The sequence below is a fragment of the Psychromonas aquatilis genome, assembly GCF_038155185.1.
GTDB lineage: Bacteria > Pseudomonadota > Gammaproteobacteria > Enterobacterales > Psychromonadaceae > Psychromonas > Psychromonas aquatilis.
In genome coordinates this window covers 1-23292 of sequence record NZ_JBAKAZ010000050.1, presented here as the reverse complement: position 1 = coordinate 23292, position 23292 = coordinate 1, and the positions used below count along the sequence as shown (strand labels likewise).

The following is a 23292-nucleotide window of genomic DNA, read 5'->3' as shown; positions in this document are numbered from 1 at the left end:
TGTGCTTTAGGGATTGGATGAAACTGACCAGTTAATTTTACAGATTGGTATTAATAGCTAAAGAAGAGGGGAGTAAGAAAAAACGATTATATTTGAGTACTTGAACTAAAGCTGAATGTGGCTAAATGTAAAGTGTGGTGATTAATGTGATGTTCTAGGAGCAAGATAACCTATCTCTTAGGTGCAAAGAGATAGGTTCATTATTGAGGCAAAGGAGAGGTTATTTACTCTTGATAGTAATACTTTGTGTACTTTTACTGCAGCAAAGTAACACTTCTTTATCTCTTAAATAGGCCATCGGAGTTGTCTGATAGTTGACTTCTCCAGATTCTATAACTGAACAACACGCACCACAATATCCATCTCTACATTGGAACTCAACAGGCACGGCCTGCGACTCTAAATTTTCAAGCAGTGTCTTTTGAGTATCCAAAGGATATTGTTTGTTGTTATAAGTCAGTGTAGGTTTCATTGGCACTTATTACAGTTCAAAGGTACTGAGTTCTTCACTGTCAACAATACTATTGATTTGACCCACTAAATAAGAACTGATTTCAGCTTCTTGTGGTGCAACTTGTACGTTATCACTAACTAACCAATGGTTGATCCATGGGATAGGGTTTGTTTTAACTTCAAACGGTGCTTCGTAACCAATTGCTTGCATACGTTGGTTAGCAATATATTCAACATACTGACAAAGAATGTTCTCGTTTAAGCCGATCATTGAACCGTCTTTAAACAGGTATTGTGCCCATTCTTTTTCTTGTTCAGCCGCTTTTAAGAAAATCTCACGTCCTTCAGCAAAACATTCAATCGCGATTTCAGCCATTTCTGGATCATCTTTACCGTCTGCCCACAGATTTAACATTTGCTGTGTTGAGTTTAGGTGTAATGCTTCATCACGGGCGATTAGCTTGATGATTTTAGCGTTACCTTCTAATAAATCACGCTCAGCAAAAGCAAATGAACAAGCAAATGATACGTAAAAACGAATTGCTTCTAGTGCGTTGATTGAACAAACACATAGATACAGTTTCTTTTTGATATCACGTAACGTTAGTTTTTCTGTTTTACCTTCAAGATTCACGTAAGGCACTTCATTTTGTGCTAATCCATGTAATTGCATAAATTGCACTGCATGGATTAGACCGTCGTAATAAAATGAAATATCAGTGGCACGTTTTTGAATCTCTTCATTGTTCACGATATCTTCAAAGACTTCATTTGGGTCAGTGAATAGATTACGTAAAATATGCGTATAGCTACGGCTATGAATTGTTTCTGAAAACGACCAAGTTTCAATCCAGGTTTCTAATTCAGGTAATGAAACAATAGGTAATAGCGCCATATTAGGGCTACGGCCTTGGATTGAGTCTAATAATGTTTGGTATTTTAGATTCGAAATGAAAATGTGTTGCTCATGATCTGGTAGATTTAAGAAATCAATACGGTCACGAGTTACATCAATTTCTTCAGGACGCCAAAAGAAAGAAAGTTGTTTTTCTATGAGTTTTTCAAATACTTCAAATTTTTGTTGGTCATAACGCGCCACGTTAACCGGGTTACCAAAGAACATAGGTTCTTTCATTGCATCGTTGGAAAGGGTAGAGAAAGTTGTGTAAGCCATGTGACTCTCCGTGGTAAATTATTGTTGGGTATACTATACGGATGAGCTTGCATTTTCTATCACTTTAAAGAGAAAAATATCCGTTAGACTATTTCTTCCGCTTAAAAGGCATGTTCAATAATCCCCACAGATGCGCATTGTCTTTAGCATCCGGAAATTCAGTAATCCCAATATCAATTTCTAGGTCAGGCTTGGTTGCGCTTGCTGAGTAACTACCGAATAAACGGTCCCACCAAATTACACTAAAACCATAGTTGGAATTACTCTCTTTGAATAGCTGGCTGTGATGAATGCGATGTAGAATTTGAGTCATTAAAACTAATCGTGTGACCGCTTCTACTTTTGCAGGTAAACGAATATTAGCGTGATTAAATAACGCAAAACCATTGAGCAATACTTCAAATAAAATAACAGCAAACGCAGGAACGCCTAATATAAAAATCGCTAACGCTTTTATCATTAAACTGGCAATTATCTCTAGCGGATGAAAGCGTAATCCGGTGCTGCTATCTACATGCGTATCAGCGTGATGCACTTTATGCAGCTGCCACAATAAAGGTATTTTGTGGAAGAGTCTGTGTTGCCAATAAATGAGCATATCTAAGAGCAATAAACTCAGGGTAATAACTAACCATTCAGGCAGCACAACCAGATTGAATAATCCTATTTTTTGCTCAGTAAAAAATAAAGCTAAGCCCATTAATCCTAAAGGAAAGGCTAGTCTTGCCGATAAACCTGAGATAAATACAATGCCAAAATTACCCGCTAAACGCATTTTTTGAGAAGGTGCATTGGGTTTAGTAGGTAATTGACGGGCAGGGAAGAGTCTTTCTACCGTAAACATCACCGCTAAAATAGTAATAAAAATAATCAGTCTGAGTTGAGCATCATCAACCATGTTTATTTCTCAGTATCTGCTTGATGTGATTTAAGTGTTTTATAGCCACCATGAATTCGGGTAAATACCGTCATCGCACCTAATAAAGCAAACAGGTACGCTAGCGCTGGGAAGTATTGTGGCCAAATACAAAATGCCACAAAAAACGCGATAGTTTCAGTACCTTCTGTTAACCCATTAATAAAGTAAAAGCTTTTATTGGCAAATTGTGGACGGTCTAAATTTAACTTTTCAGCGGGAATGGCAAAGGCTAAAAAAGTGGAGCCCGTACCAATAAATACTGCTAATAACACTGCCGCAGGTAAAGCATTAAACGCTGGCTCTGCGATTGCAAAACCGACCGGAATTGCAGCGTAAAATAAGAAGTCGACACAGATATCTAAAAAGCCGCCAGCACTGGTACTGTTATTTTGATAGCGCGCTAAAGCACCATCTAAACCATCTAAAATACGGTTAATCACAATCATCACCAGCGCCGCAGTCCATAACTTATAAGCGAGTAATGGCACCGCAAGTATACCGATTACAAAGCCAATTAAGGTGACTTGATCTGGTGTAACGCCACGTTTGTCTAATGTTTTAACCACTGGCATTAACAATGGTTTGATAACTGGTGTGATAAATCTATCTAACATCTGCTTCCCGTTTTACTACAATTAAATGAGTTTATCTAAGGTGATCACTTTGCCTTGTGCGGCAATCGCATCACTTTCATCATGTGTCACCATTACACCCGGTAAACTGTGACGTTGAATTTCTTCAAACACAAGCTGACGTGTTTCTTGACGTAGCTGACTGTCGAGTTTACTAAAAGGTTCATCTAATAAAATGGCCTTTGGTTTACTTAATAATACACGCAGTAGGGCGACACGCGCTTGTTGACCGCCCGATAAACTTTGTGGGCAACGTCTTTCCATCCCCTTTAAGCCGACTCGTTTAAGCGCATCACTGATTTCATCAAGCCTATCTTGTTTATTACCCTTTGGCATCGCAAAAGCGATATTGCCTTCTACTGTAAGGTGAGGGAATAACAGTGGATCTTGGTATAACAAACCAATATGACGCTGGTGGCTAGGCGTACTAGAAACATCGACACCATTTAAGTAAAGCTTACCTGTTGCCTCGAACTCATTAGGTAACATGCCAACTAACCAGTTTAAGAGCGTTGATTTACCACTGCCAGAAGGGCCCATAATGGTTAAGACCTGGCCCCCAATGATTTCCTCATTTAATGACAGTAATATTTTATCTTGCTGTTTTAATTGTAATTTATCGATAACCAGTGACGGTATTGTGATTGATTTCATCTAAGTTCCTATGCACGTGCACGTGATAAAATTTTCGGCGTTAACCAAGCTAGAATAAAGAATAAAGCCGGTAGCAGCATTTGCATTAATGCATAAACAGCGCTTGCTCGACGGCTTGCACCATTGGCTAAAGTGACCGCTTCCGTGGTGATCGTATTAATACGACCAGCACCCGCTAATAGCGTTGGTAAATATTGACTAAAGCTAATGGCCAGACCCAGTGCACTCGCGATTAAAATAGGTGAAATCAGCAGAGGCAATTTCAACTGCCAGAATATTTTAGAAGGTGGCGCACCTAAGCTCGCTGCCACTGAACTAAAGCGTGGGTCTAAGCGACGGTAACTATTGGCTAAGGATAAAAATACATAAGGCAATACAAATAAAAGGTGAGTGAATATCACGTTTAAATAAGTATGTTGGCTATTCACTTGCTCAAACATCCATACCAAGCCAAATAAGAAAGCAATGCTTGGTATCAACAAAGGGAGATAGATAATTAAACCACTAACCGCTGATATAGTTTTATTGCTTTGCTGCTCAGACTCTAATGCTAACAATGTTAAAATGATCGCTAATAGCGTACTGCTAAAAGCAATGATTAGCGTATTGAACAGTGGTGTTTGCATTTGTGTGAATGCCGATTGCCAATGCATTGTCATAAATTGATCTGGAAAAATATTAGGGTAAGACCAAAAGCCAGCAAAAGACCAAAGCACCATGCCCAGTAAGGCAAAAGCAATGGTACTGATCATAATAAAGGTGATCACATCGGTAAAACGTTTAATGATCATACCGCCGTGTTCACGCTCACCATTAGTTAACCATGAAGCACTGCATTTTTTCACCAGTAGCTCAATACCCCACCATGTTAATAGCAATGAAAGCGTGACAAGAATTTGGATCACAGCGCCCGATGAAGCCTTAATACGTAAGCTTAAATCAACATCGTTAAACCATTGCATAATGGCAACAGCTAACGTTGGCGGCGTATTTGGACCAAGAATTAATGGGATTTCAACACTGGCACTTGAGTAGGCGAGTACCGCTAAAATAGGCAAACGCATGTAACCATACAAACTAGGCAAGATAACTTTAAAGAAGCCGGTCATTGGGCAATAACCTAAACTCGAAGCGACTTTATGCTGTTGCTTGAGCACTTTACCTATCTCAGGCTGTGCGAGCACACCTAATGCAATCAATAGTAAAAAGGGCAGTTCTTTTAAGGCTAACCCTAAAATGATGCTTAAACCATAAGGGTCATGAGGAAATAACCAATCTGGTGGCGTATCCCAGCCAGTTAACCATGGTGAGAAAAGGCGCGATAAAAAGCCCGATGGCGCAATTAAAAAACCAATGGCAATCGCTGCGGCCGCATGTGGAATAACTAAGATAGGGCCTAATAAGCGTTGGATGCGTTTCAACCATGGGCTATTAAAGTAACTAGCCAGTATTAACACGGTAATAAAAAAGGCTAATAAAGTACTGATTAAACTGGTGCCGTAACTCAGTAACAACATTCGTTCTATACCTGGCGTTGCAAATAATTCAGCAAAACCAAATAAACCAAAGTCAGTAGAGCCTAATGCTGGAAACCAACCAAAAGCAGGTAATAAAACACCTAATAATCCCCCTAGAACAGGAAGAACCAGTAGTCCCATCATTATTGTTGGACTAGTGCGAACGGTGCGCGTAAAAAGCGTATTAGCAACAATCATTATTGTACTCCATAACGAGCAAGCCATTGCTTAGTGATCACGGCAGACCAGCTAGGGTGCAATTCGCTTAATAAGCGGGTGTTATCAACATTAATGATATTGGCACTTAAATGTTGTTTTTCAGTCATATCAAAATAAGCGTGTTGTGTTGGTGAAAGCTGTGATAAATCTAATACACTACTGTCGCCCCACACTGAGGTTTGTTGCTTTTTAGCTTGCGCTTCAGGGCTGAGTAAAAAGTTAGCCACTAGTTTGGCGCTGTCTAAGTGTGGAGAATTATAAGGAATTGCAACAAAGTGAATATTACTTAAACTGCCATCGAGCATACGATAACTGCGTGTACTATCAGGGAGGTCATAACGGGCAATGGCAGAGGGAATTTCTGCAGCGGAGAAGGTAAAAGAAACCTGCAGTTCTCCATCACCACTTAGGCGACGTAAGGCCAAACCGTTAGAAACAAAATGATGCCCTTTACGCCATAGGTTAGGATGTAAATCATCTAAAAAAGCCCATAATGCCGGTAAAATCTGTGCTTCACTTTCTGCAGTAGCCGCTTGATAAAGTTTATTTTTGATATCGTCTGGCTGATTCTCATTTAAAATAATTAGAGCATATTTTAAAAAGCTCATTCCTAAAAACTCAGGTGGTTTAGGGTAAGTAAATCGACCGGGATGTTGTTTTGTCCAGCTCAGTAATTCAGCTAGCGTTTGTGGTGGCTGTTCGACTTTTAAACTGTCGTAATAAAAGGTGAGGGCAGCTTGTCCCCAAGGTGCTTCCATCCCTTCGGTGGGTACACCAAAATCACGGGTCATGGCCGGATTATTTTCTGGGTTAGTAAGCGCAAAGTTAGGCAGTTTATCAGCCCAATCCAATGCTAATAATTTATGTTTAGCCATCGAAGCAAAATTGGCTCCGTTGATCCAAACCAGGTCAACTTGACCATTTCGGTGGTTGCTAGCAGACTTTTCAGCCAGTACTCGGCTGACTGCTTCACTGGTATCAGTGAGTTTTACATGGTGTAAATCAATGTCATATTGTTGCTTAACTTGCTTCGCAACCCATTGAATATAATTGTTTATTTGCTGGTCACCCCCCCAAGCATGAAAGTAGACACTCTGTTGAGTGCCTCGCATTTCAATATTTTCCCACATCGCGGTGCTATGAGAAGTTTCCACAGCAGAACTAAACTGTGGAAACAGCAAAAATAAACAACAAAGTAATTTATAAAAGCCAGCAAAACGGTGCTGGCCAATGTAATTAACGAATCGCATTTAGATTCCAATCGTAATCTAAGAATTTCACTTTAAACTTTTGTGCCTTAAGTACCGACTGCTGTTGCTCAGTTAATTGCAACGCATCAACATATAAGTTTAAAAAGCCTTGTATCGATTGTGTTCCTCTAAACCCTGCTTCAAAGTCTTCGCCATACCATTTAAAAATAGACGATAAATAGAGGTTATTATCTTTGATATAGTTACGGCTTGAGTCAGTTAAAAAGCGAACCGCTTGTTGTGTTAATTGCTGCTCTAGTTTATCCGCAGTATACGCTTCTTCACGTAATGCAGGACAACCGATACTTGCACAGTTAACCGCAAAGTGGATACGCGGATCGTTATAACGATCACTACCGCGGATCAAACCATGCTCAATATCATTTAAACTGACCGTTTTACCTAACAACGGAATAAACTCTTTATCCCAAGGTGAGTTAAATACGCTTCCTAGATCTTTAATTGAATCTAAATCTGGGTATTCAGTTAAGATAAATTCAACTGTCCATGCATTATAAGCATTGATCAAGAAAGCTAACTGCTTGTCTTTTGACCAAGCATCAAACTCTGCTTGTGTTGTTTCAGCTAATTTATCGAGGTACGTTTGTAATGTAGCTTCTTGTTGTTTAAAACCAGCGTAATCAACGGCGGTACTATGGCCTTGGTTGATTGGCGTAATATGCTCTGCCAGTAAGTTAGTCCAAGTGCTGTGTAAGTTGCCAGCTGTTTCTGCGTAAGCAGTACTAAGCATTGAACTACTTAGTATTGCTGCACCTAAGGTGAAGCGCACCAGGGCGCTTACCTTGTTAGTCGTGTGTTGGATCATCGCTTTCATTAACCACGTCTCCATGTATGGTATTTCTCTAACCAATTTAGAACGGTTTGTGGTGCATGATTTCGTTTCCATTCACCTGCAGCGTACTTATTACCTTCAGCCCATGTTGGGTAGCTGTGAATAGTACCTAAGATTTTATTAAGCCCTAAGCCGTGTTTCATTGCTAATACAAACTCTGCAATTAAGTCACCAGCGTGTTCAGAAACAATGGTTACGCCTAGGATTTTATCTTTACCTTTTGGAGTAATAACTTTAATAAAGCCTTTGGTTGCACTGTCTGTGATTGCTCGGTCTAACTCTTCAAAATCAAAACGGGTGATTTCATAATCAATACCTTTTTGTTTTGCTTCGTCTTCATTAATACCAACACGTGCTACTTCTGGGTCGATAAAGGTTGTCCATGGGATCACGCGGTAATCCACTTTAAATTTCTTCAAGTTACCAAACAGACCATTTACCGCAGCGTACCAACCTTGGTGTGCAGCAACGTGTGTGAATTGGTAAGGACCAACAATATCACCCGCAGCAAAGATGTTAGGGTACAGCGTTTCTAAGTACTCGTTAGTCACGATAGTACGGTTCGTTTCAATACCTAGCTCTTCTAAGCCGTAGCCTGTTAAGCGTGCGCTACGACCTACAGCACATAATAATTGGTCGTATTCAATTTCAATCTCTTCATCGTTGTGTTTAACAATGATAAATTTCTTACCATCTTTTGTTTCACAGCGTAATGCTTGATGTGACGTTAAGATGTTTACACCACTTTCTTTTAGTGATTCTGTCGCGAATTCAGACACTTCAAGATCTTCTTTGATCATGATGCGCTCTGCCATCTCAATTTGTGTCACGTTCGAGCCTAAGCGAGCGAAGCTTTGTGCTAATTCAGAACCGATTGGACCACCACCTAATACTACTAGTTTCTCTGGTGGAGTATCTAATTTAGCGAACTCAGTCCATAACGTATCACTGGTTACATAACCTGTTTCTTCAATACCTGGTAGTGGTGGAACAAATGGACGAGCACCGGTTGCGATAACAATAGTACGCGTGGTTAATTTCTTCTTAGTACCATCTTCGTAGCTAATTTCTACTGTCCAAGGGTCAATAATTTTTGCGTAACCTTTTTCTACTTCTACGCCTAAATCTGTGTAACGTTCAACACTGTCATGCGGTGCAACGTCAGCAACCACTTGATGTACACGTTCCATTACTTTTTTGAATGAGAACTGTGGCGTTGTATCTTCTAAGCCGTAGTGGTGAGCATTTCTAATTTGCTCTGCAATTTTTGCACTTTTGATGATCGCTTTACTTGGTACACAACCATAGTTTAGACAGTCACCACCCATTTCTCCGGCTTCAACTAAGGTTACTTTAGCTTTAACGGCTGCAGCGATGTAACTCGTTACTAGGCCACCTGCGCCAGCGCCAATAACAACCATATTACGGTCAAACTTAGCTGGTTTAGTCCAGTTTTTGTAGACTTGACGTTTTTTAATCATATTAACAATACCTTTTGCAATAAGTGGGAATATACCGAGTAGAACAAATGAAACGATTAAGCCAAAAGACAAGATGCCTGATAGGCTATCGATTTTAGCTAGTTGTGTACCTGCATTAACAAAGATAAACGTACCGGCTAACATACCAATTTGGCTTACCCAGTAGAATGTCCAAGATTTAAGTGCAGTGACACCCATTAATAGGTTGATAAGGAAGAATGGGAAGATAGGTACTAAACGTAAAGTGAATAAGTAAAATGCACCTTCTTTCTTGATCCCTTCATCAATAGCGGCCAAACGCTCTGGAAAACGTTGTTTTAGTGAATCACGTAATAAGTAGCGTGATACTAGGAACGAACATAACGCACCAATACTAGAAGCAAATGACGCAATCACTAAGCCTTCAAATAGACCAAATAGGGCGCCTGCTGCAAGTGTTAAAATAGCGGCACCTGGTAAAGCAAGTGCTGTTACCAATACATATAAGACAAAGAAACCACCAATAACCAATACAGGCGACTGTTCACGTAATGTTGTGAATTGGTCCATGGAGCCTTTTAACCCATCTAAGGTTAGTAGCTGGTGTAAATTAAAGTGAAAAAACAAACCTATTAATAGGATTGCTAATATCAACAGTACAATCTTCTTTATCATAATTTTTACCTTTGTATTGATAACGCCAAGTCTGACGATCTAATGTTTAATTTCGTTATAGAAAGTTCAAATAAAAAGACCCAGGTGTACTTAAATTAATTTCATATTTAATTAATTTTTTTATTTAGGGTAAGAAAAAGGGGAAAGCTAGGTTTAAAAATGGCATAAAAAAAAGGATGTGTCTATAACACATCCTTTTTTTTGTTTATGGCTTAACAGGTTATGTTAGATTTTACACGCACCGCCAGCACAGCTGTCGTCTTCGATAACTTTCTCGTCATCTGCACCATCACGGGTGTTATGGTAATACAGCGTTTTTAAGCCCATTTTGTAAGCTGTTAACAGATCTTTAAGCAGCGTCGTCATTGGTACTTTACCGTCTTGGAAACGCTTCGGATCGTAGTTTGTATTCGCTGAAATCGCTTGGTCAACAAACTTTTGTATCAGGCCAACAATTTCTAGGTACCCTTGGTTACTTGGGATATCCCATAGTAGCTCGTAATTCTGTTTGTATTTTTCATACTCAGGAACAACCTGTTTCAAAATACCATCTTTACTTGCTTTAATGCTGATAAAACCACGTGGTGGCTCAATACCATTTGTCGCATTCGAGATTTGGCTTGATGTTTCTGATGGCATCAATGCTGACAGGGTAGAGTTACGTAAACCGTCTTTAACGATATCGGCACGTAATGTTTCCCAATCTAAGTGGTACTCTTCATCACAAATTTTATCTAGCGATTTCTTATAAGTGTCTAGTGGTAAAATACCTTTAGCATAATTAGTTTCATTAAACTTAGGACATGCACCACGCTCTTTTGCCAAGTTATTTGATGCTTTCAATAAGTAATATTGGAAAGCTTCAAATGTTTTGTGCGTCAAGTTATTCGCGCTACCGTCAGAGTATTTAACACCATTTTTAGCCAGGTAATAAGCATAGTTAATAACGCCTATACCTAGTGTACGACGTGCCATACTGCTTTTCTCGGCAGCAATAAGCGGATAATCCTGGTAATCCAGTAAGTTATCTAATGCACGTACGGTTAACTCAGTTAGCTCTTCCATCTCTTCTAAAGATTCTATCGCACCTAGGTTGATAGCAGACAGAGTACAAAGTGCAATTTCACCTTCATCATCGTGTATATGTGTTAATGGTTTTGTTGGCAATGCAATTTCTAAACATAAATTACTTTGACGAACAGGCGCCACTTTACTATCAAACGGACTGTGCGTATTACAGTGGTCAACATTTTGAATATAAATTCGACCGGTACTCGCACGCTCTTGCATTAATAGAGAAAATAGATCTACTGCAGAGATTTTACTTTTACGAATTGAGTCATCTGCTTCATATTGTAAGTAAAGACGCTCAAACTCTTCTTGATCTTCAAAGAAGGCATCGTATAACCCCGGTGTATCAGAAGGGCTGAATAACGTGATCTGTTTTTTGTCGATTAAACGTTGGTAGAATAGGTGGCCTAACTGTACACCGTAATCAAGGTGTCGAACTCGGTTTGAGTCGATGCCTCGGTTATTTTTTAATACCAATAATGATTCAACTTCTAAGTGCCAAATAGGGTAGAAGACAGTTGCTGCACCACCACGTACGCCACCTTGTGAACAAGATTTTACAGCTGTTTGGAAGTGCTTATAAAAAGGAATACATCCTGTGTGGTAAGCTTCACCACCACGAATGGTACTACCCATTGCACGAATTCGACCAGCATTAATACCGATACCAGCACGTTGAGATACATACTTTACAATCGCGCTTGACGTTGCATTGATTGAATCCAAGCTATCGCCTGACTCAATTAATACACAAGAGCTGAATTGACGAGTAGGTGTACGTACACCTGACATGATCGGTGTTGGTAATGAGATTTTAAACAGTGATGTAGCATCATAGAAACGCTTCACATAATCTAATCGTACATCTTTATCGTAATCAGAGAATAGACAAGCCGCAACAAGCAGGTACAAGAACTGCGCACTTTCATAAATTTCACCGGTTACACGGTTTTGAACAAGATATTTCCCTTCAAGCTGTTTAACGGCCGCGTAAGAGAATTTTAAATCACGTTTATGATCGATGAACTTATTCATCTCTTCAAATTCTTGTTTGGTGTAATCTTGAAGTAAATGTGCATCATATTTACCTTTAGAAACCATTTTACTTACATGCTCAAATACGCTCGGTGGAGTGAAGCGTTGGTAAGCACGTTTACGTAGATGGAATACAGCCAAATGAGCAGCTAAATATTGGTAATCTGGCGATTCTTCTGAGATTAAATCTGCCGCTGCTTTAATGATGGTTTCATGGATGTCATCAGTACGAATACCATCATAAAATTGGATATGTGAATTCAATTCTACCTGTGAAACTGAAACGTTATGAAGACCTTCTGCAGCCCATGTTATTACACGATGGATTTTTTCTAGGTCAATATTTTCTTTGGTACCATTTCGCTTTGTAACAGATAGGTTCTTATTCATGTTGTGACGGCCTTCCTTCATTTTGGTAATAGCAAAGTAATGCATTATCAAGGTAAATAATGCATTACTTTGCTCTAGTGTTAGTTGCTCAAATAAAACACAAGATATAGTGTTGCTTTAAATAAGGAGACACAAGATAAAGCTTTTTGAAATAATTTCAAGGGATAAGTTTTGTTAAATTAGTGGATAAAAGTGTGGACAAATTAAGATGCTTTATTATGGTTAGTACTCACTAACAAAACGTTTCAAGTCAGCTCTGTTTTATATAAATTGCAATCATTATTTTAGATTTTTTTTCAGTATAGAAATAAATATTTTTAAAAAATTAATTGTGTAAAGGGCTAGGTTGTGCATCTTCACATTCAAATTTTTTATCGATTTATCTATCGTTTTTTTAGTGAAAATCGATAGTGTTTTATAGGTTAAAACTATCTTGATTATGTAAGCCAATTCCTCCTAATTATTGTCGCTTAATAAGCGTTAAATAACCGTAAATAAGATAGCTAAAAGTAAGTAGTATAGATTGCTGAAAAAGCGATAAAAATGCGCTTATTTACGGCTAGTAAATGCAGTTAAATCAGCTAAACCAACCGCAATAAGAATGCCTTAGATAGGATTATGATTAAGCGCTGCTAATCTTAGGCATTGTCAATAAATTGGCTAACTTGCTCTGTCTGTAATGGCCTAACTAAACGAGCGACTTCTTTACCATCACGTAAATAGATCAATGTTGGCCACAGTTTGACTTTAAATGCTCGCCCTAAAGGTTTTCCTCTACCATCTGTTATTTTTAAGTGGGGCAGTTCAGGATGTAGATTGAGTGCTGCTTTGATCGGATCATGTGCCGCTTGGCAATGACCACACCAAGATGTGCCAAATTCTATTATGATCTCACCCTGTAAATCGGCTAGTTGCTCAAAGGTGATGGTTTCTTCTTGGTAGTCAGGCTTTAAGTCTAATTCGCTTATGTTCATGTTACCTCCGATGATAAGTACTTTGATAATAGGTGCTTTGATAATAATGCACTGGATAATAATTAACTAGGTGATAAGTACTTTGATAGTAATGCACTGGATGATAATTAACTAGGCGATAAGTACTTTGATAATAAGTGCTTTGATAATAACGGACTGGATGATAATTAATTAGGCGATAAGTACTTTGATAATAATACCAATTATATTAAATAAGTGATCTAAATTTTGCGCAGAAAAAATGACTTAGTTTAAGGCGTAATTTGAGTTAAATAGTTGTTCTATTTGCGAAAATTACAACGAAGAAATAAGTTATTTTAGCAAGTAAAATAGATCAGTTAATTAGTGTGATTGGTATAATGCACTGGATGATAATTAACTAGGCGATAAGTACTTTGATAATAATGCACTGGATGATAATTAACTAGGCGATAAGTACTTTGATAATAACGGACTGGATGATAATTAACTAGGTGATAAGTGCTTTGATAGTAATGGCTTGGATGATAATAGACTAAATGATATGACTGACTGCTAAAGGTTTCATTATAAAGTGCTGTGTCCTGCTCAAGTTATCTTGAATAATTCGATAACCTAGCAGCAGAGCAACAGCACTTTTTGATCAATACAGTTAAAGCTTATGCACTTTCTTTAACAGATGATTCATTACGATCGTAAATTTCTTTATCAAATTCACCTTCGCTTTTAGCAACAAGTAATGAAACCATCATGTCACCACAAATATTAACGGTTGTACGAGCCATATCAAGAATACGGTCAATACCGGCAACAATTGCAAGTCCTTCTAATGGTAAACCTACAGTCGTTAATACCAATGAAAGCATGATAAGGCCTGCACCAGGTACACCAGCAGTACCAACAGACGCTAATGTCGCTGTTAATATAATAGTAATGTAATCTGAAGAGCTAAGGTCGATGCCAAACGCTTGCGCGATAAATAAAGCACAAACACCTTGGTATAAAGCAGTACCATCCATGTTGATAGTCGCACCCAGTGGTAATACAAAACTTGAAACACCTTTTGATACACCTAATTCTTCACGAGATGCTTTGATCGTCGCTGGAAGCGTACCAGAGCTACTTGTTGTAGTGAAAGCAACTGCAGCAGGGTTCATCAAGCTTTTTAAGTAACGTACAGGGTTTAAGCGACCTAGTAGGGCAATCACACCACTGTAGAAAACAACCACATGCAGTACAGCACCCAAATAAACAACTGAAATCACTTTAACCAAAGGTAATAGTACATCTGCACCGTATTTACCAGAAACCCACGCCATTAGACCGAATACACCATAAGGTGCTAACTTCATGACTAATTCTGTTAGCTTGTACATCGCCTCTGCAAGGCTTTCAAATAGTTTAATTGCAGGGGTTGCTTTTTCACCAATTAATGCCAACGATACGCCAAGACCAATTGCAAATACGATGATTTGTAAAATGTTACCCGCAGCTAATGCACCGACTGGATTTTTAGGGATCATATTTAATAAGGTTTGCACAAAAGTTGGTGCATTTGGAATAGCAGCATCAGAAACAGTCGCCACCATACCTAAGCCTGCGCCTGGTGTGAAAATAGTCGCAAGGCCTAGACCAATAGTAATAGCGAATGCTGTTGTCCCTAAATAAAGCACGATCGCTTTAAGACCAATTCTGCCCATTTTTTTAGTATCTTGCATTGACGTGATACCGACAATAAGTGAGAAGAATACTAATGGCACAATAAGCATTTTAATTGCGTTGATGAATAAAGTACCTAATGGCTTCAGTACTTCTGCACTTGGACCCATGAAAGTACCGACTATCACGCCAAGAATCATTCCGATCAGGATTTTCTTCCATAGCTCTAAGCGAGACCACACTCCACCAGTTTTTGTTTTGTTATTCATAATATATCCATATGTCGTTAAAGTAATAAAAAAAGAATTTTTAATAATGTAAAGTTTAAGAAGTGGCACATCATAATCACTTGGCATGCTAATTGATATAGGTTAAATGTTAATTGATGTAGATTGGTTTTTATTTTATTTGTGAAAATAATAGCAATTCAATTCATTGCAAGATAGGTAATGTTTCACAAGGGCTGTTGATAAAATCTGATAACGAGAAGTAGCTACCAAAATAGCGATAGTCATTTTATATTTACGCTACGCAACCTGCTTGCATATAAGTACGAAAGCAGGTTATATCTAGCGTAATAGAGTCTTTGTTTGTTGCTTGTTAGCTTAGTTGTTCTCAAGTACAGGTGTTAAATAGCTTGCGCCAAGCTGACGCATTTGTCGTTTAATCCAAAGCACTTTTTGATTAAGCTCTGCGCTTAAGCGTCGAGGGTCGCGCGTACGTGGACTAGGTAACAACACCGCCAGTTGAGCAGCCTCACGCTGGCTAATTTGACTAGCCGATTTACCAAAGTAGTATTGACTGGCAGCTTCCACGCCATAAACCCCTTTGCCAAACTCAGCAATATTCAAATACACTTCTAGAATACGCTTTTTAGTCCAAATCGCTTCTAAACTCAGTGCTAATCCTGCTTCTAAGCCTTTACGAACAAAGCTACGGCCAGACCAAAGAAAGATATTTTTAGCGGTTTGTTGGGTGATAGTACTCGCACCACGCAGACCGCCACCATCATCATATTGTTCAATTGAACGCATTATTTCAGTGAAATCGACACCGTGGTGAATTGGAAAACGTTGATCTTCAGAAGCGACAATAGCCAATGGCATATGCGCAGGGAGTTGATCAATACTCAGCCATTTTTGTGTCACAGGGTAGGGGCTTTGCAACATAAATGATGAGGTCGGCAAAGGAACAAACCGAAACAACAGTAAGAACAGTGCTAAGAAAAGCAATACACGCCACACTATCGACCATATTATGCTTAAAAAACTAAATTTACGCTTTGCCATTGATTATCTCTAATTAATATTAATAAGGTTCCTTTTTATTAGTAAAAGGAGACAACGTCATATCATGCCACATTTTTGATTTTTTATCTTGATCATTAGAAGGCGTTGAATCAATTGATAAAGTGAATGATATTAAGTGCTTAAATGGACGTGGATTAAATAGGCTTAGCTAAAAATCGCTTTGCTTAATATAAAGAGGTGTTAAGCGGGCAAAGGGCATAAAAAACCTTGAAGCTGAGCATCAAGGTTTTATAGGCAAGAGAAAATGCGCTTAATGTTTTTTTGCTTTTTGTGAAACGTTGTCTAAGTAACCCATCACAAAAGCAGAGAGTACAAAGGTTAAATGGATAATGACGTACCACATTAGCTTATCATTCGCGACGTTTTCAGCATCCATAAAGACTCTTAACAGATGAATTGATGATATTGCGACAATCGCGGCAGCGACTTTATTCTTAAGTGACCCCGAATCGATAGTCCCTAACCAAGCAAGTTTTTCTTTATTTTCATCAATATCTAATTTAGAAACAAAGTTTTCATAGCCGGCGAACATCACCATCACCAGTAAGCCACCAACTAACGTCATATCAATCAGTGATAATAAAAGTAAAACAAGATCATTTTCCGTTACCGTAAGGATATTTGGTAATAAATGAATTAATTCTTGGAAAAACTTAACTGATAGTGCAAGCAACCCTAAGGACAGCCCTAAATAAATAGGTGCTAATAACCAACGGGAGGAGTAAATAAGGTTTTCAATAAAACGTTCCATAAGGCCCAACTTAGTAATGAATAAAGTACGAGAATATATACTGCTATTGAAAAGATGCAATCATAAAAGGGTGATTTATCCTAAGAAAGTGTGCGCTGCGTTAATGGGCATATAGCTTGGTATTATATTTTTATTTATACACGTTCTATCTTAACTTTTTTAAACTCTCTTAATGCTCGAGAGCCTTCTGGGGATATGAGGTTAATAAGATAATTCTCCGTTGCTAGTAAATCAGCAGCTTCACATAAACTAGAAACGTAAACTTTATTTATAGCTCTGTTTGTCTTGTTGCCTTTAACAGGAGATGATGCTTTTTTGTTTAGTACATAACGACCTTGTGAATCAGTTTTAGCTACAAATAATTTGCCTTTAACAGATCCTCTTGTACCTATTGCAGTAATACTTTTTACTTTTACAGTCATGATAATAATTCCGATACCTGTTAAATATATAACAGTGCTATTAAGCCGATTTATTCTGTATTTACAGTGGAAAAACAGAATAGTTTATTTTTATAAAGTTGGCATCACTTTAGTGTAATAAGCTTTGAAATCAAGTGATTAAATAAAAATATTATTCAACTTTTGGTTTGGTGAAGGCTCGTCTGCGCTCGTTGTAGACACTTTAATTCTCCTGCGCTAATTTCGCCTTGTCGGCGACCTACTTTCTTTTATCAGAAAATAAAGTAGGCAAAGAAACTGACATCGAGTCGCTTTCTAATCCAAATCAACCATTGCTTTTGTAACGCATCGGCTCTTGCTGGCCATCCATGGCCAGAACGAGCCAAAGCCAAACATCCTGTTTGGATTTGCTAAAAGCAATGCTTGATTTGGGAAAGCTTGACGGCGGCGGGTTGTAGCCGCAATGAGCATTGTTCTTTATTAGCTTGTTGGTATTGATTTTATAGTCTCAACTAATCAATGCCCGCTATTTTACTATTTTACGAGTACTTAATTGTCCGCTTCCTACACTGGTTTTTATAGTTTATTGATTTATAAGCTTTAATTTTTTAAGCACTGCGTCATGCTCAGCGTAAGAGAGCTAAGTATGATGAAATGCTTAATTTCTACAAATTTTATGTTTAAAGTAAAACTACATATTTGGCCATAAATCTTTGACAGGCAATGATTTAATTATTATTGTTTTGTTATTTTTTATTTCATAATCTGTGACTATCGTGAATTATGGATAATATACTGTTAGGCATAAGGTGTATCATTGATTGTAACTAAAGCACAACTCTACCCTGTGTCTCCATTAGATGGACTAAATAATTATAAACGTGTTCAGAGAATTGAGCAGGATGGATCAATTATAGAAAGGGTATATCTAGATATAATAGATCCAAGTATGAGAGAACTTTTAATATTTCAGCATTATTTGAGTTTCATGGTTAAGCATTTTGAATCTGATGAAGTTGGCATAAAAATAAACTCTCGAGATGAGCCGTGGGATTTTAATATTTCTCTGAGCACTGGCCGTGAATTCAATATTGAAATAACCGCAATTGCTGACAACATGAAGCACTTTACAAACGATAAAAGTGAAGAGCGATTATCTAAATGGCGACAACAACAATTTATCCCTTATTTCGAACTTCAAAAGTTAGGGTTATTATTTCCTAATTCTGAAATATATTCGTACTTAAAAAAACTTAAAAGTAGCGGAATAGGAAAAAAGCAAGCTGTTAAAAACCCACTATATCGGAAAGGTAAAAACATTATAGTAAGTAATGTACCAGCACCGCTTAAAAGTTTGAGTGAAATATTAAATGAAGTCATAAATAAAAAATTGAAAAAGAAACATGCAGGTAAAGAAAAAACAGTCTTATTAATTGATAACAGAACAGGAGCATTCGATTTACCAGAGCTTCAAAACTCCGTTGAAGAGATCAGTGATGATCTTGATAAAACTCCATTTATGGAAATTTGGGTATATACCGGGTACGCTTCTGATTTTGATGGTAATAATGCTGAATATAGCTTTACACCTATTAAATGTTCACAAAACCAATTTCATGTATTAGACAAACTCTCTTTGAAATCGGAAGATGGTTTATATATTTGATCGCCTAAAAATGCCTAACAAGCACTTTAAACGGAACAAAAACAGTTGGCTACGTTCCGCTTTTCTCCACATTATAGCCAACAATTTTTGTCCGCTTAAGTGGGCATTAAAGCTATTCACATCTGCACCTAATTGAGTATTCGATAGCGAAAATAATGAAGAGAAACTTATGGAAGAATTTGACAATAGATTGGAAAACTTAAAGCAGCTTTTAAGCTCGCAAAGCAGACAGAATTGGCTTTTTGGGGCTGGAATAAGCTACGGTTCAAAAATACCTTTGATGTATCCATTGACCAATCGCGTTGAGGAAATCATCCAAGAAGATTCAGGTGCTAAAGAAAATGATATTTTGGTTTCTTTAAAAGAGGATTTAACCGACGACTGCCATGTTGAACATTACTTGAGCCATTTAGGTGATCTTCTCGCCATTGCGGAACGATCAAAAGAAAAAACCGCATACCTTGGTGCTAGTAGTTATACATCTGATGAGTTAAAACAGCTATATCTAGAAATCATTAAGGCTATTGGGGGTATTGTCAGGTATGGATATGTTGGTGCTAGTGCTGAGCACGGAATAGAAGAAAATATTGGCACTTCTGCAAACCCTATTGTTGAAATAGGACCTCATCTTGAATTTATAGAAGCATTATTGATCAACCAGTCAAATCTTGAACGACGCTCAAAAACAACATTTTTTACTACTAATTATGACACACTACTCGAAGATGCTTTGGCTCTACACAAAAAAGTTGTGTGCGATGGGTTCTCAGGAGGAGCTGTTGGTTTTTGGAATGCTGAGAAAGAATTTTCAAATACCGCTATAGATTCAAGCACCTATCATCTATATAAATTACATGGTTCGATAGATTGGCACAGAGATGATGATTTAGGGCTTGTACGTGCGCGGTATGGAACTAAATATCTGTCAAACCCTGCGAATATCATGATTTATCCTCAGGCAACAAAATACGTAGAAACGCAGAAAGATCCATTTGCTAGCTTATTTTTGGGATTAAGAAAAACCCTAATGAATGGTCAGCAAAATACATTAATCACTTGTGGTTACAGTTTTGGGGATGATCATATTAATTCCGAAATAGAATGCGCGTTAAGAAGTGAGTCTAACCAAACGACAGTTATTGCTTTCATTCAGGAAGCCCCGAAAGAGGGGATTGTTATTAACAAAACCTTAGATGCGTGGCTTTCTTGTCCTAAAATTGGTTCTAGAGTGTATGTCGCTGGTGAATCGGGAATTTACCATAATTCAATAACTCCTTTAGCTGAATCTGATGCTAGTACGTATATATGGTGGCGTTTTGATGGACTAACTCAGTTCATCAAAACAGGGGATGCAGCATGAGTAATATATTTCAAGCAAGGAAAGAGCTAAAAATAGGTAAAATTATTGAGGTGTCTGGCAATAATTTACGTATAGAAATAGACGATAATGTTAATGAGTTAATTCGTGCCGTTGATGGACAGGTTTACCCTGTGGGACAAATGGGCAGCATTATTAAAGTGCATTTTGGTAGAAAGCTACTATTTGCTTTTGTACGGTCGCTTAAGATGAGATCTGAGTTGATAGCTGATGATAGTAGTCGGCCAATCAATGCCGCGGATGATGCCCGTATTTTAGAAGCAGACTTGTTTGGTCAAGGAGTATGGTCTAATAAAAACTCTCGCCTTGAATTTTCTCGCGGTGTTGAAACTTATCCTTTGCCCCTGCAGAGCGCTTATATCTGTCTGAATGATGAATTAGAAGCTGTTTATAAAGCAGCAGAATCGAATGCTCAGGATGAAGCTGTTAGCCCTATGGTTCCTATTGGTAATTATATAGGCGGTAACAATGCAGTATGTAGGGCAAATATTGATAAACTTTTCGGCCATCACTTTGCAATATTAGGATCTACTGGTTCAGGGAAGTCGGGAACAGTAGCTTCAATTTTGCATTCTGTTTTAGATCATAGTCCTGAAGACACAACGCTAAAGCCAAGAATTGTCATGATTGACCCTCATGGCGAATATGCTAGTGCTTTTGGTGATAGGGCTAAAGTATACCGAGCATACAATGATGCTTCTGTAGCCGATGATGAAGCAGAGCTTTTAAAACTGCCTTATTGGTTGATGTCTAGTGATGAGTTGAGATCATTGATTATTGGTAAGACTGAACACGAAGCTACATCTCAAAACAATATTGTTTACGAGGCAATTACGTACGCTAGATTACTTGAAGCCGGATATATTCAGGATGTCGGAGTAGACCCAAATGGAGGTGCTGAAGCAGAACTCAACGCCGGTAAAACTGAAGAGCAGGTTTTGAATTTTGATAGAGACAAGCCAGTTCCGTTTAAGTTGACACAGTTTGTAAAGCACATAGACAAGATTCAAGGCCGTAAGGCGGGAAAACAAGATAATTTAGCTGCATCTGCAGGCCGAGATAAGGTTGATAATATACTTAAAAAACTCAAAGTCCTTCGTTCTAACCCTCAGCTTAGTTTTTTATTGAAAGAATATACTGAGGAGGCTTCGCCTAAGCTACAGGAAATATTGTCACAATTTGTAGGTGAAGCGGGTGGGAAAGATATTCGTATTATCGATATATCAGGTCTCCCAAACGAAGTAGCCGGACCGTTGACAGCATTAATATCTCGCCTTCTGTTTCAATATAAACTCTGGCAAACAAGGGATGAGCGAGAGAAAGATCCTATACTATTCGTCTGTGAAGAAGCCCATCGTTATGTGCCGAATCATGGTGAGGCTCAGTATAAAGAAGCTCAAGATGCTATTCGACGTATTGCAAAAGAAGGGCGGAAATACGGGTTAGGGTTAGGGCTCATTTCGCAAAGACCATCTGATGTCGAAAGTACCGTGCTTTCTCAATGCAACTCTTGGATTGTTCTTAGATTATCGAACTCTAGTGATCAGGAGCATGTATCAAAATTTTTGCCTGACAGTTTAAATGGTTTAACCAAAATGTTATCAGCCCTTACAAGACGAGAAGCTATATTTGTCGGGGAGGCCGCAGCACTTCCAAGTAGAATTCGAATTCGAGAGCTATCGCCTGAACAGTTACCCAATTCTAACGATATTAAATTTGCAAGTGGGTGGTCGAATGACGCTATCCAAGAAGCTGACTTAATGACAATTGTAAATAGATGGTGTGGAACTGCGGGGGAGTAATTCAGTAATGTTGGCGAGCAAAGCTTTAACAAGGCAATGTTGCCGGACTCGCTTTGCGGCGTTAAAAATAAAGACTGGACACCCATCTACTTTAAGTTGTAATTGATTGATTTTATAGCCTTCAATTAATGGGTTTACGCTACTTTACGATATTTTAACCTGCAAAAAGGGGTAATTTATGTTTGAAAAAGATTCATACCTACTTGAAACAAATAAGCATAAGGAAGAGTACATGCGTACTTTCCCCCTTTCGAAGGGCTTTGCCATTGATGGCCCTAACGATAGTGATGCATGGAGTAAAGCAGACAAAAGAATATTATTTATGCTTAAAGAAACTTACGGCGTAAAAGGAGATATTTGCCAATGTATGGATTCTTTGGAATACAATAAGTCCAACTTCTATTCCAATAAAACAAATCAAAACATAGCTAAATTGGCTTATGGTATAATGACTGGAAAACCTAGTGCAGGTCTATCTTCCAAAAAACTATCTCCTTTTTATTCAAGTTCATCAACAATTGAAATTAAAAAGTCCACAGGTAAGAAGAAATCTAATGATAAAGAAATACTTAAGCACGCTTTGTTTTCAGAAGAATTTATTAAATGGCAAATAGACAAATTAAATCCCGACATTATTATTTGTTGCGGAAGCATAGTTCATTCATTTTTAGTAAATAATATATATTCAACCAAAGTAACTGATGATATTACAAAAATTGGTGATATTGTAATTATTAAATCAAAACATCCGAGTGCACCTGGTTATAAAGTCGATAATGTTGTTAGTGATATTAAAAAATTTCTAATGAACAACTAACAAGCATTTCAAACGGAACAAAACAGTTGGTCAGGTTCCGCTTCGCTTCACATCTTAACCAACAATTTTTGTCCGCTGGCATAAAGACTGGACACTCATCGACTTTAAGTTGTAATCAATTGATTTTATAGTCTTTAACTAATGGGGCAGCTATTTTTAGTACTTTTATTTGTCCCACTTGCATAAAGACTGGACACCCATCGACTTTAAGTTGTAATCAATTGATTTTATAGTCTTTAACTAATGGGGCAGC

General features: G+C 38.0%; 19 protein-coding genes. 4 read left to right on the top strand and 15 right to left on the bottom strand.

The features are described 5' to 3' along the window. Positions 1 to 220: 220 nt before the first annotated feature. The 15 genes from yfaE to V6256_RS11965 form a co-directional block, all read right to left on the bottom strand. Positions 221 to 472 carry a class I ribonucleotide reductase maintenance protein YfaE gene (gene yfaE / locus V6256_RS12035; RefSeq protein ID WP_341598466.1) on the bottom strand — a complete coding sequence of 84 codons (252 nt, stop codon included), beginning with the start codon at positions 470 to 472 and terminating at the stop codon, positions 221 to 223. 9 nt (positions 473 to 481) lie between these two features. Continuing rightward, positions 482 to 1627, bottom strand: coding sequence for a class Ia ribonucleoside-diphosphate reductase subunit beta (gene nrdB / locus V6256_RS12030; RefSeq protein WP_341598464.1), 1146 nt, complete (start codon positions 1625 to 1627; stop codon positions 482 to 484). Positions 1628 to 1715: 88 nt separating this feature from the next. Further along, positions 1716 to 2525: a sterol desaturase family protein gene (locus V6256_RS12025; protein ID WP_341598463.1), complete on the bottom strand. Its 810-nt coding sequence runs from the start codon at positions 2523 to 2525 to the stop codon at positions 1716 to 1718. A 2-nt stretch (positions 2526 to 2527) separates the two neighbouring features. Next, positions 2528 to 3160: a CDP-alcohol phosphatidyltransferase family protein gene (locus V6256_RS12020; protein WP_341598462.1), complete on the bottom strand. Its 633-nt coding sequence runs from the start codon at positions 3158 to 3160 to the stop codon at positions 2528 to 2530. 21 nt (positions 3161 to 3181) lie between these two features. Further along, complete coding sequence (locus V6256_RS12015) at positions 3182 to 3832, bottom strand: ATP-binding cassette domain-containing protein (RefSeq protein ID WP_341598461.1); 651 nt, start codon at positions 3830 to 3832, stop codon at positions 3182 to 3184. A gap of 8 nt (positions 3833 to 3840) precedes the next feature. After that, positions 3841 to 5547 carry an ABC transporter permease gene (locus V6256_RS12010; RefSeq protein WP_341598460.1) on the bottom strand — a complete coding sequence of 569 codons (1707 nt, stop codon included), beginning with the start codon at positions 5545 to 5547 and terminating at the stop codon, positions 3841 to 3843. Then, complete coding sequence (locus tag V6256_RS12005; RefSeq protein WP_341598459.1) at positions 5547 to 6818, bottom strand: ABC transporter substrate-binding protein; 1272 nt, start codon at positions 6816 to 6818, stop codon at positions 5547 to 5549. Before V6256_RS12005 ends, V6256_RS12010 begins: the two co-directional genes overlap by 1 nt. Continuing rightward, complete coding sequence (locus tag V6256_RS12000; RefSeq protein ID WP_424141063.1) at positions 6805 to 7644, bottom strand: DUF547 domain-containing protein; 840 nt, start codon at positions 7642 to 7644, stop codon at positions 6805 to 6807. The genes V6256_RS12005 and V6256_RS12000 overlap by 14 nt, the downstream gene beginning before the upstream one ends. Positions 7645 to 7652: 8 nt before the next feature. Continuing rightward, positions 7653 to 9806: an FAD-dependent oxidoreductase gene (locus tag V6256_RS11995; protein ID WP_341598458.1), complete on the bottom strand. Its 2154-nt coding sequence runs from the start codon at positions 9804 to 9806 to the stop codon at positions 7653 to 7655. A gap of 225 nt (positions 9807 to 10031) precedes the next feature. Continuing rightward, positions 10032 to 12302: a class 1a ribonucleoside-diphosphate reductase subunit alpha gene (nrdA, locus tag V6256_RS11990; protein WP_341598457.1), complete on the bottom strand. Its 2271-nt coding sequence runs from the start codon at positions 12300 to 12302 to the stop codon at positions 10032 to 10034. 638 nt (positions 12303 to 12940) lie between these two features. Then, positions 12941 to 13276: a thioredoxin family protein gene (locus tag V6256_RS11985; protein WP_341598456.1), complete on the bottom strand. Its 336-nt coding sequence runs from the start codon at positions 13274 to 13276 to the stop codon at positions 12941 to 12943. Between the two features lie 638 nt (positions 13277 to 13914). Then, entirely contained in the window at positions 13915 to 15183 is a 1269-nt protein-coding gene (locus V6256_RS11980; RefSeq protein WP_341598455.1) for a dicarboxylate/amino acid:cation symporter, read from the bottom strand. 336 nt (positions 15184 to 15519) lie between these two features. Then, entirely contained in the window at positions 15520 to 16203 is a 684-nt protein-coding gene (gene mtgA / locus V6256_RS11975) for a monofunctional biosynthetic peptidoglycan transglycosylase (protein ID WP_341598454.1), read from the bottom strand. Positions 16204 to 16474: 271 nt separating this feature from the next. After that, positions 16475 to 16975, bottom strand: coding sequence for a TIGR00645 family protein (locus tag V6256_RS11970; RefSeq protein WP_341598453.1), 501 nt, complete (start codon positions 16973 to 16975; stop codon positions 16475 to 16477). Between the two features lie 134 nt (positions 16976 to 17109). Further along, positions 17110 to 17397 carry a hypothetical protein gene (locus V6256_RS11965; protein WP_341598452.1) on the bottom strand — a complete coding sequence of 96 codons (288 nt, stop codon included), beginning with the start codon at positions 17395 to 17397 and terminating at the stop codon, positions 17110 to 17112. A gap of 796 nt (positions 17398 to 18193) precedes the next feature. Here V6256_RS11965 and V6256_RS11960 point away from each other — a divergent pair. The 4 genes from V6256_RS11960 to V6256_RS11945 all read left to right on the top strand — a co-directional run bounded on the left by V6256_RS11960 (position 18194) and on the right by V6256_RS11945 (position 23039). Continuing rightward, positions 18194 to 19042 carry a hypothetical protein gene (locus V6256_RS11960; RefSeq protein WP_341598451.1) on the top strand — a complete coding sequence of 283 codons (849 nt, stop codon included), beginning with the start codon at positions 18194 to 18196 and terminating at the stop codon, positions 19040 to 19042. Between the two features lie 169 nt (positions 19043 to 19211). Beyond that, complete coding sequence (locus V6256_RS11955; RefSeq protein ID WP_341598450.1) at positions 19212 to 20402, top strand: SIR2 family NAD-dependent protein deacylase; 1191 nt, start codon at positions 19212 to 19214, stop codon at positions 20400 to 20402. After that, positions 20399 to 22222 carry an ATP-binding protein gene (locus V6256_RS11950; RefSeq protein ID WP_341598449.1) on the top strand — a complete coding sequence of 608 codons (1824 nt, stop codon included), beginning with the start codon at positions 20399 to 20401 and terminating at the stop codon, positions 22220 to 22222. Before V6256_RS11955 ends, V6256_RS11950 begins: the two co-directional genes overlap by 4 nt. A gap of 178 nt (positions 22223 to 22400) precedes the next feature. Beyond that, positions 22401 to 23039, top strand: coding sequence for a uracil-DNA glycosylase family protein (locus V6256_RS11945; protein WP_341598448.1), 639 nt, complete (start codon positions 22401 to 22403; stop codon positions 23037 to 23039). Positions 23040 to 23292: the final 253 nt, after the last annotated feature.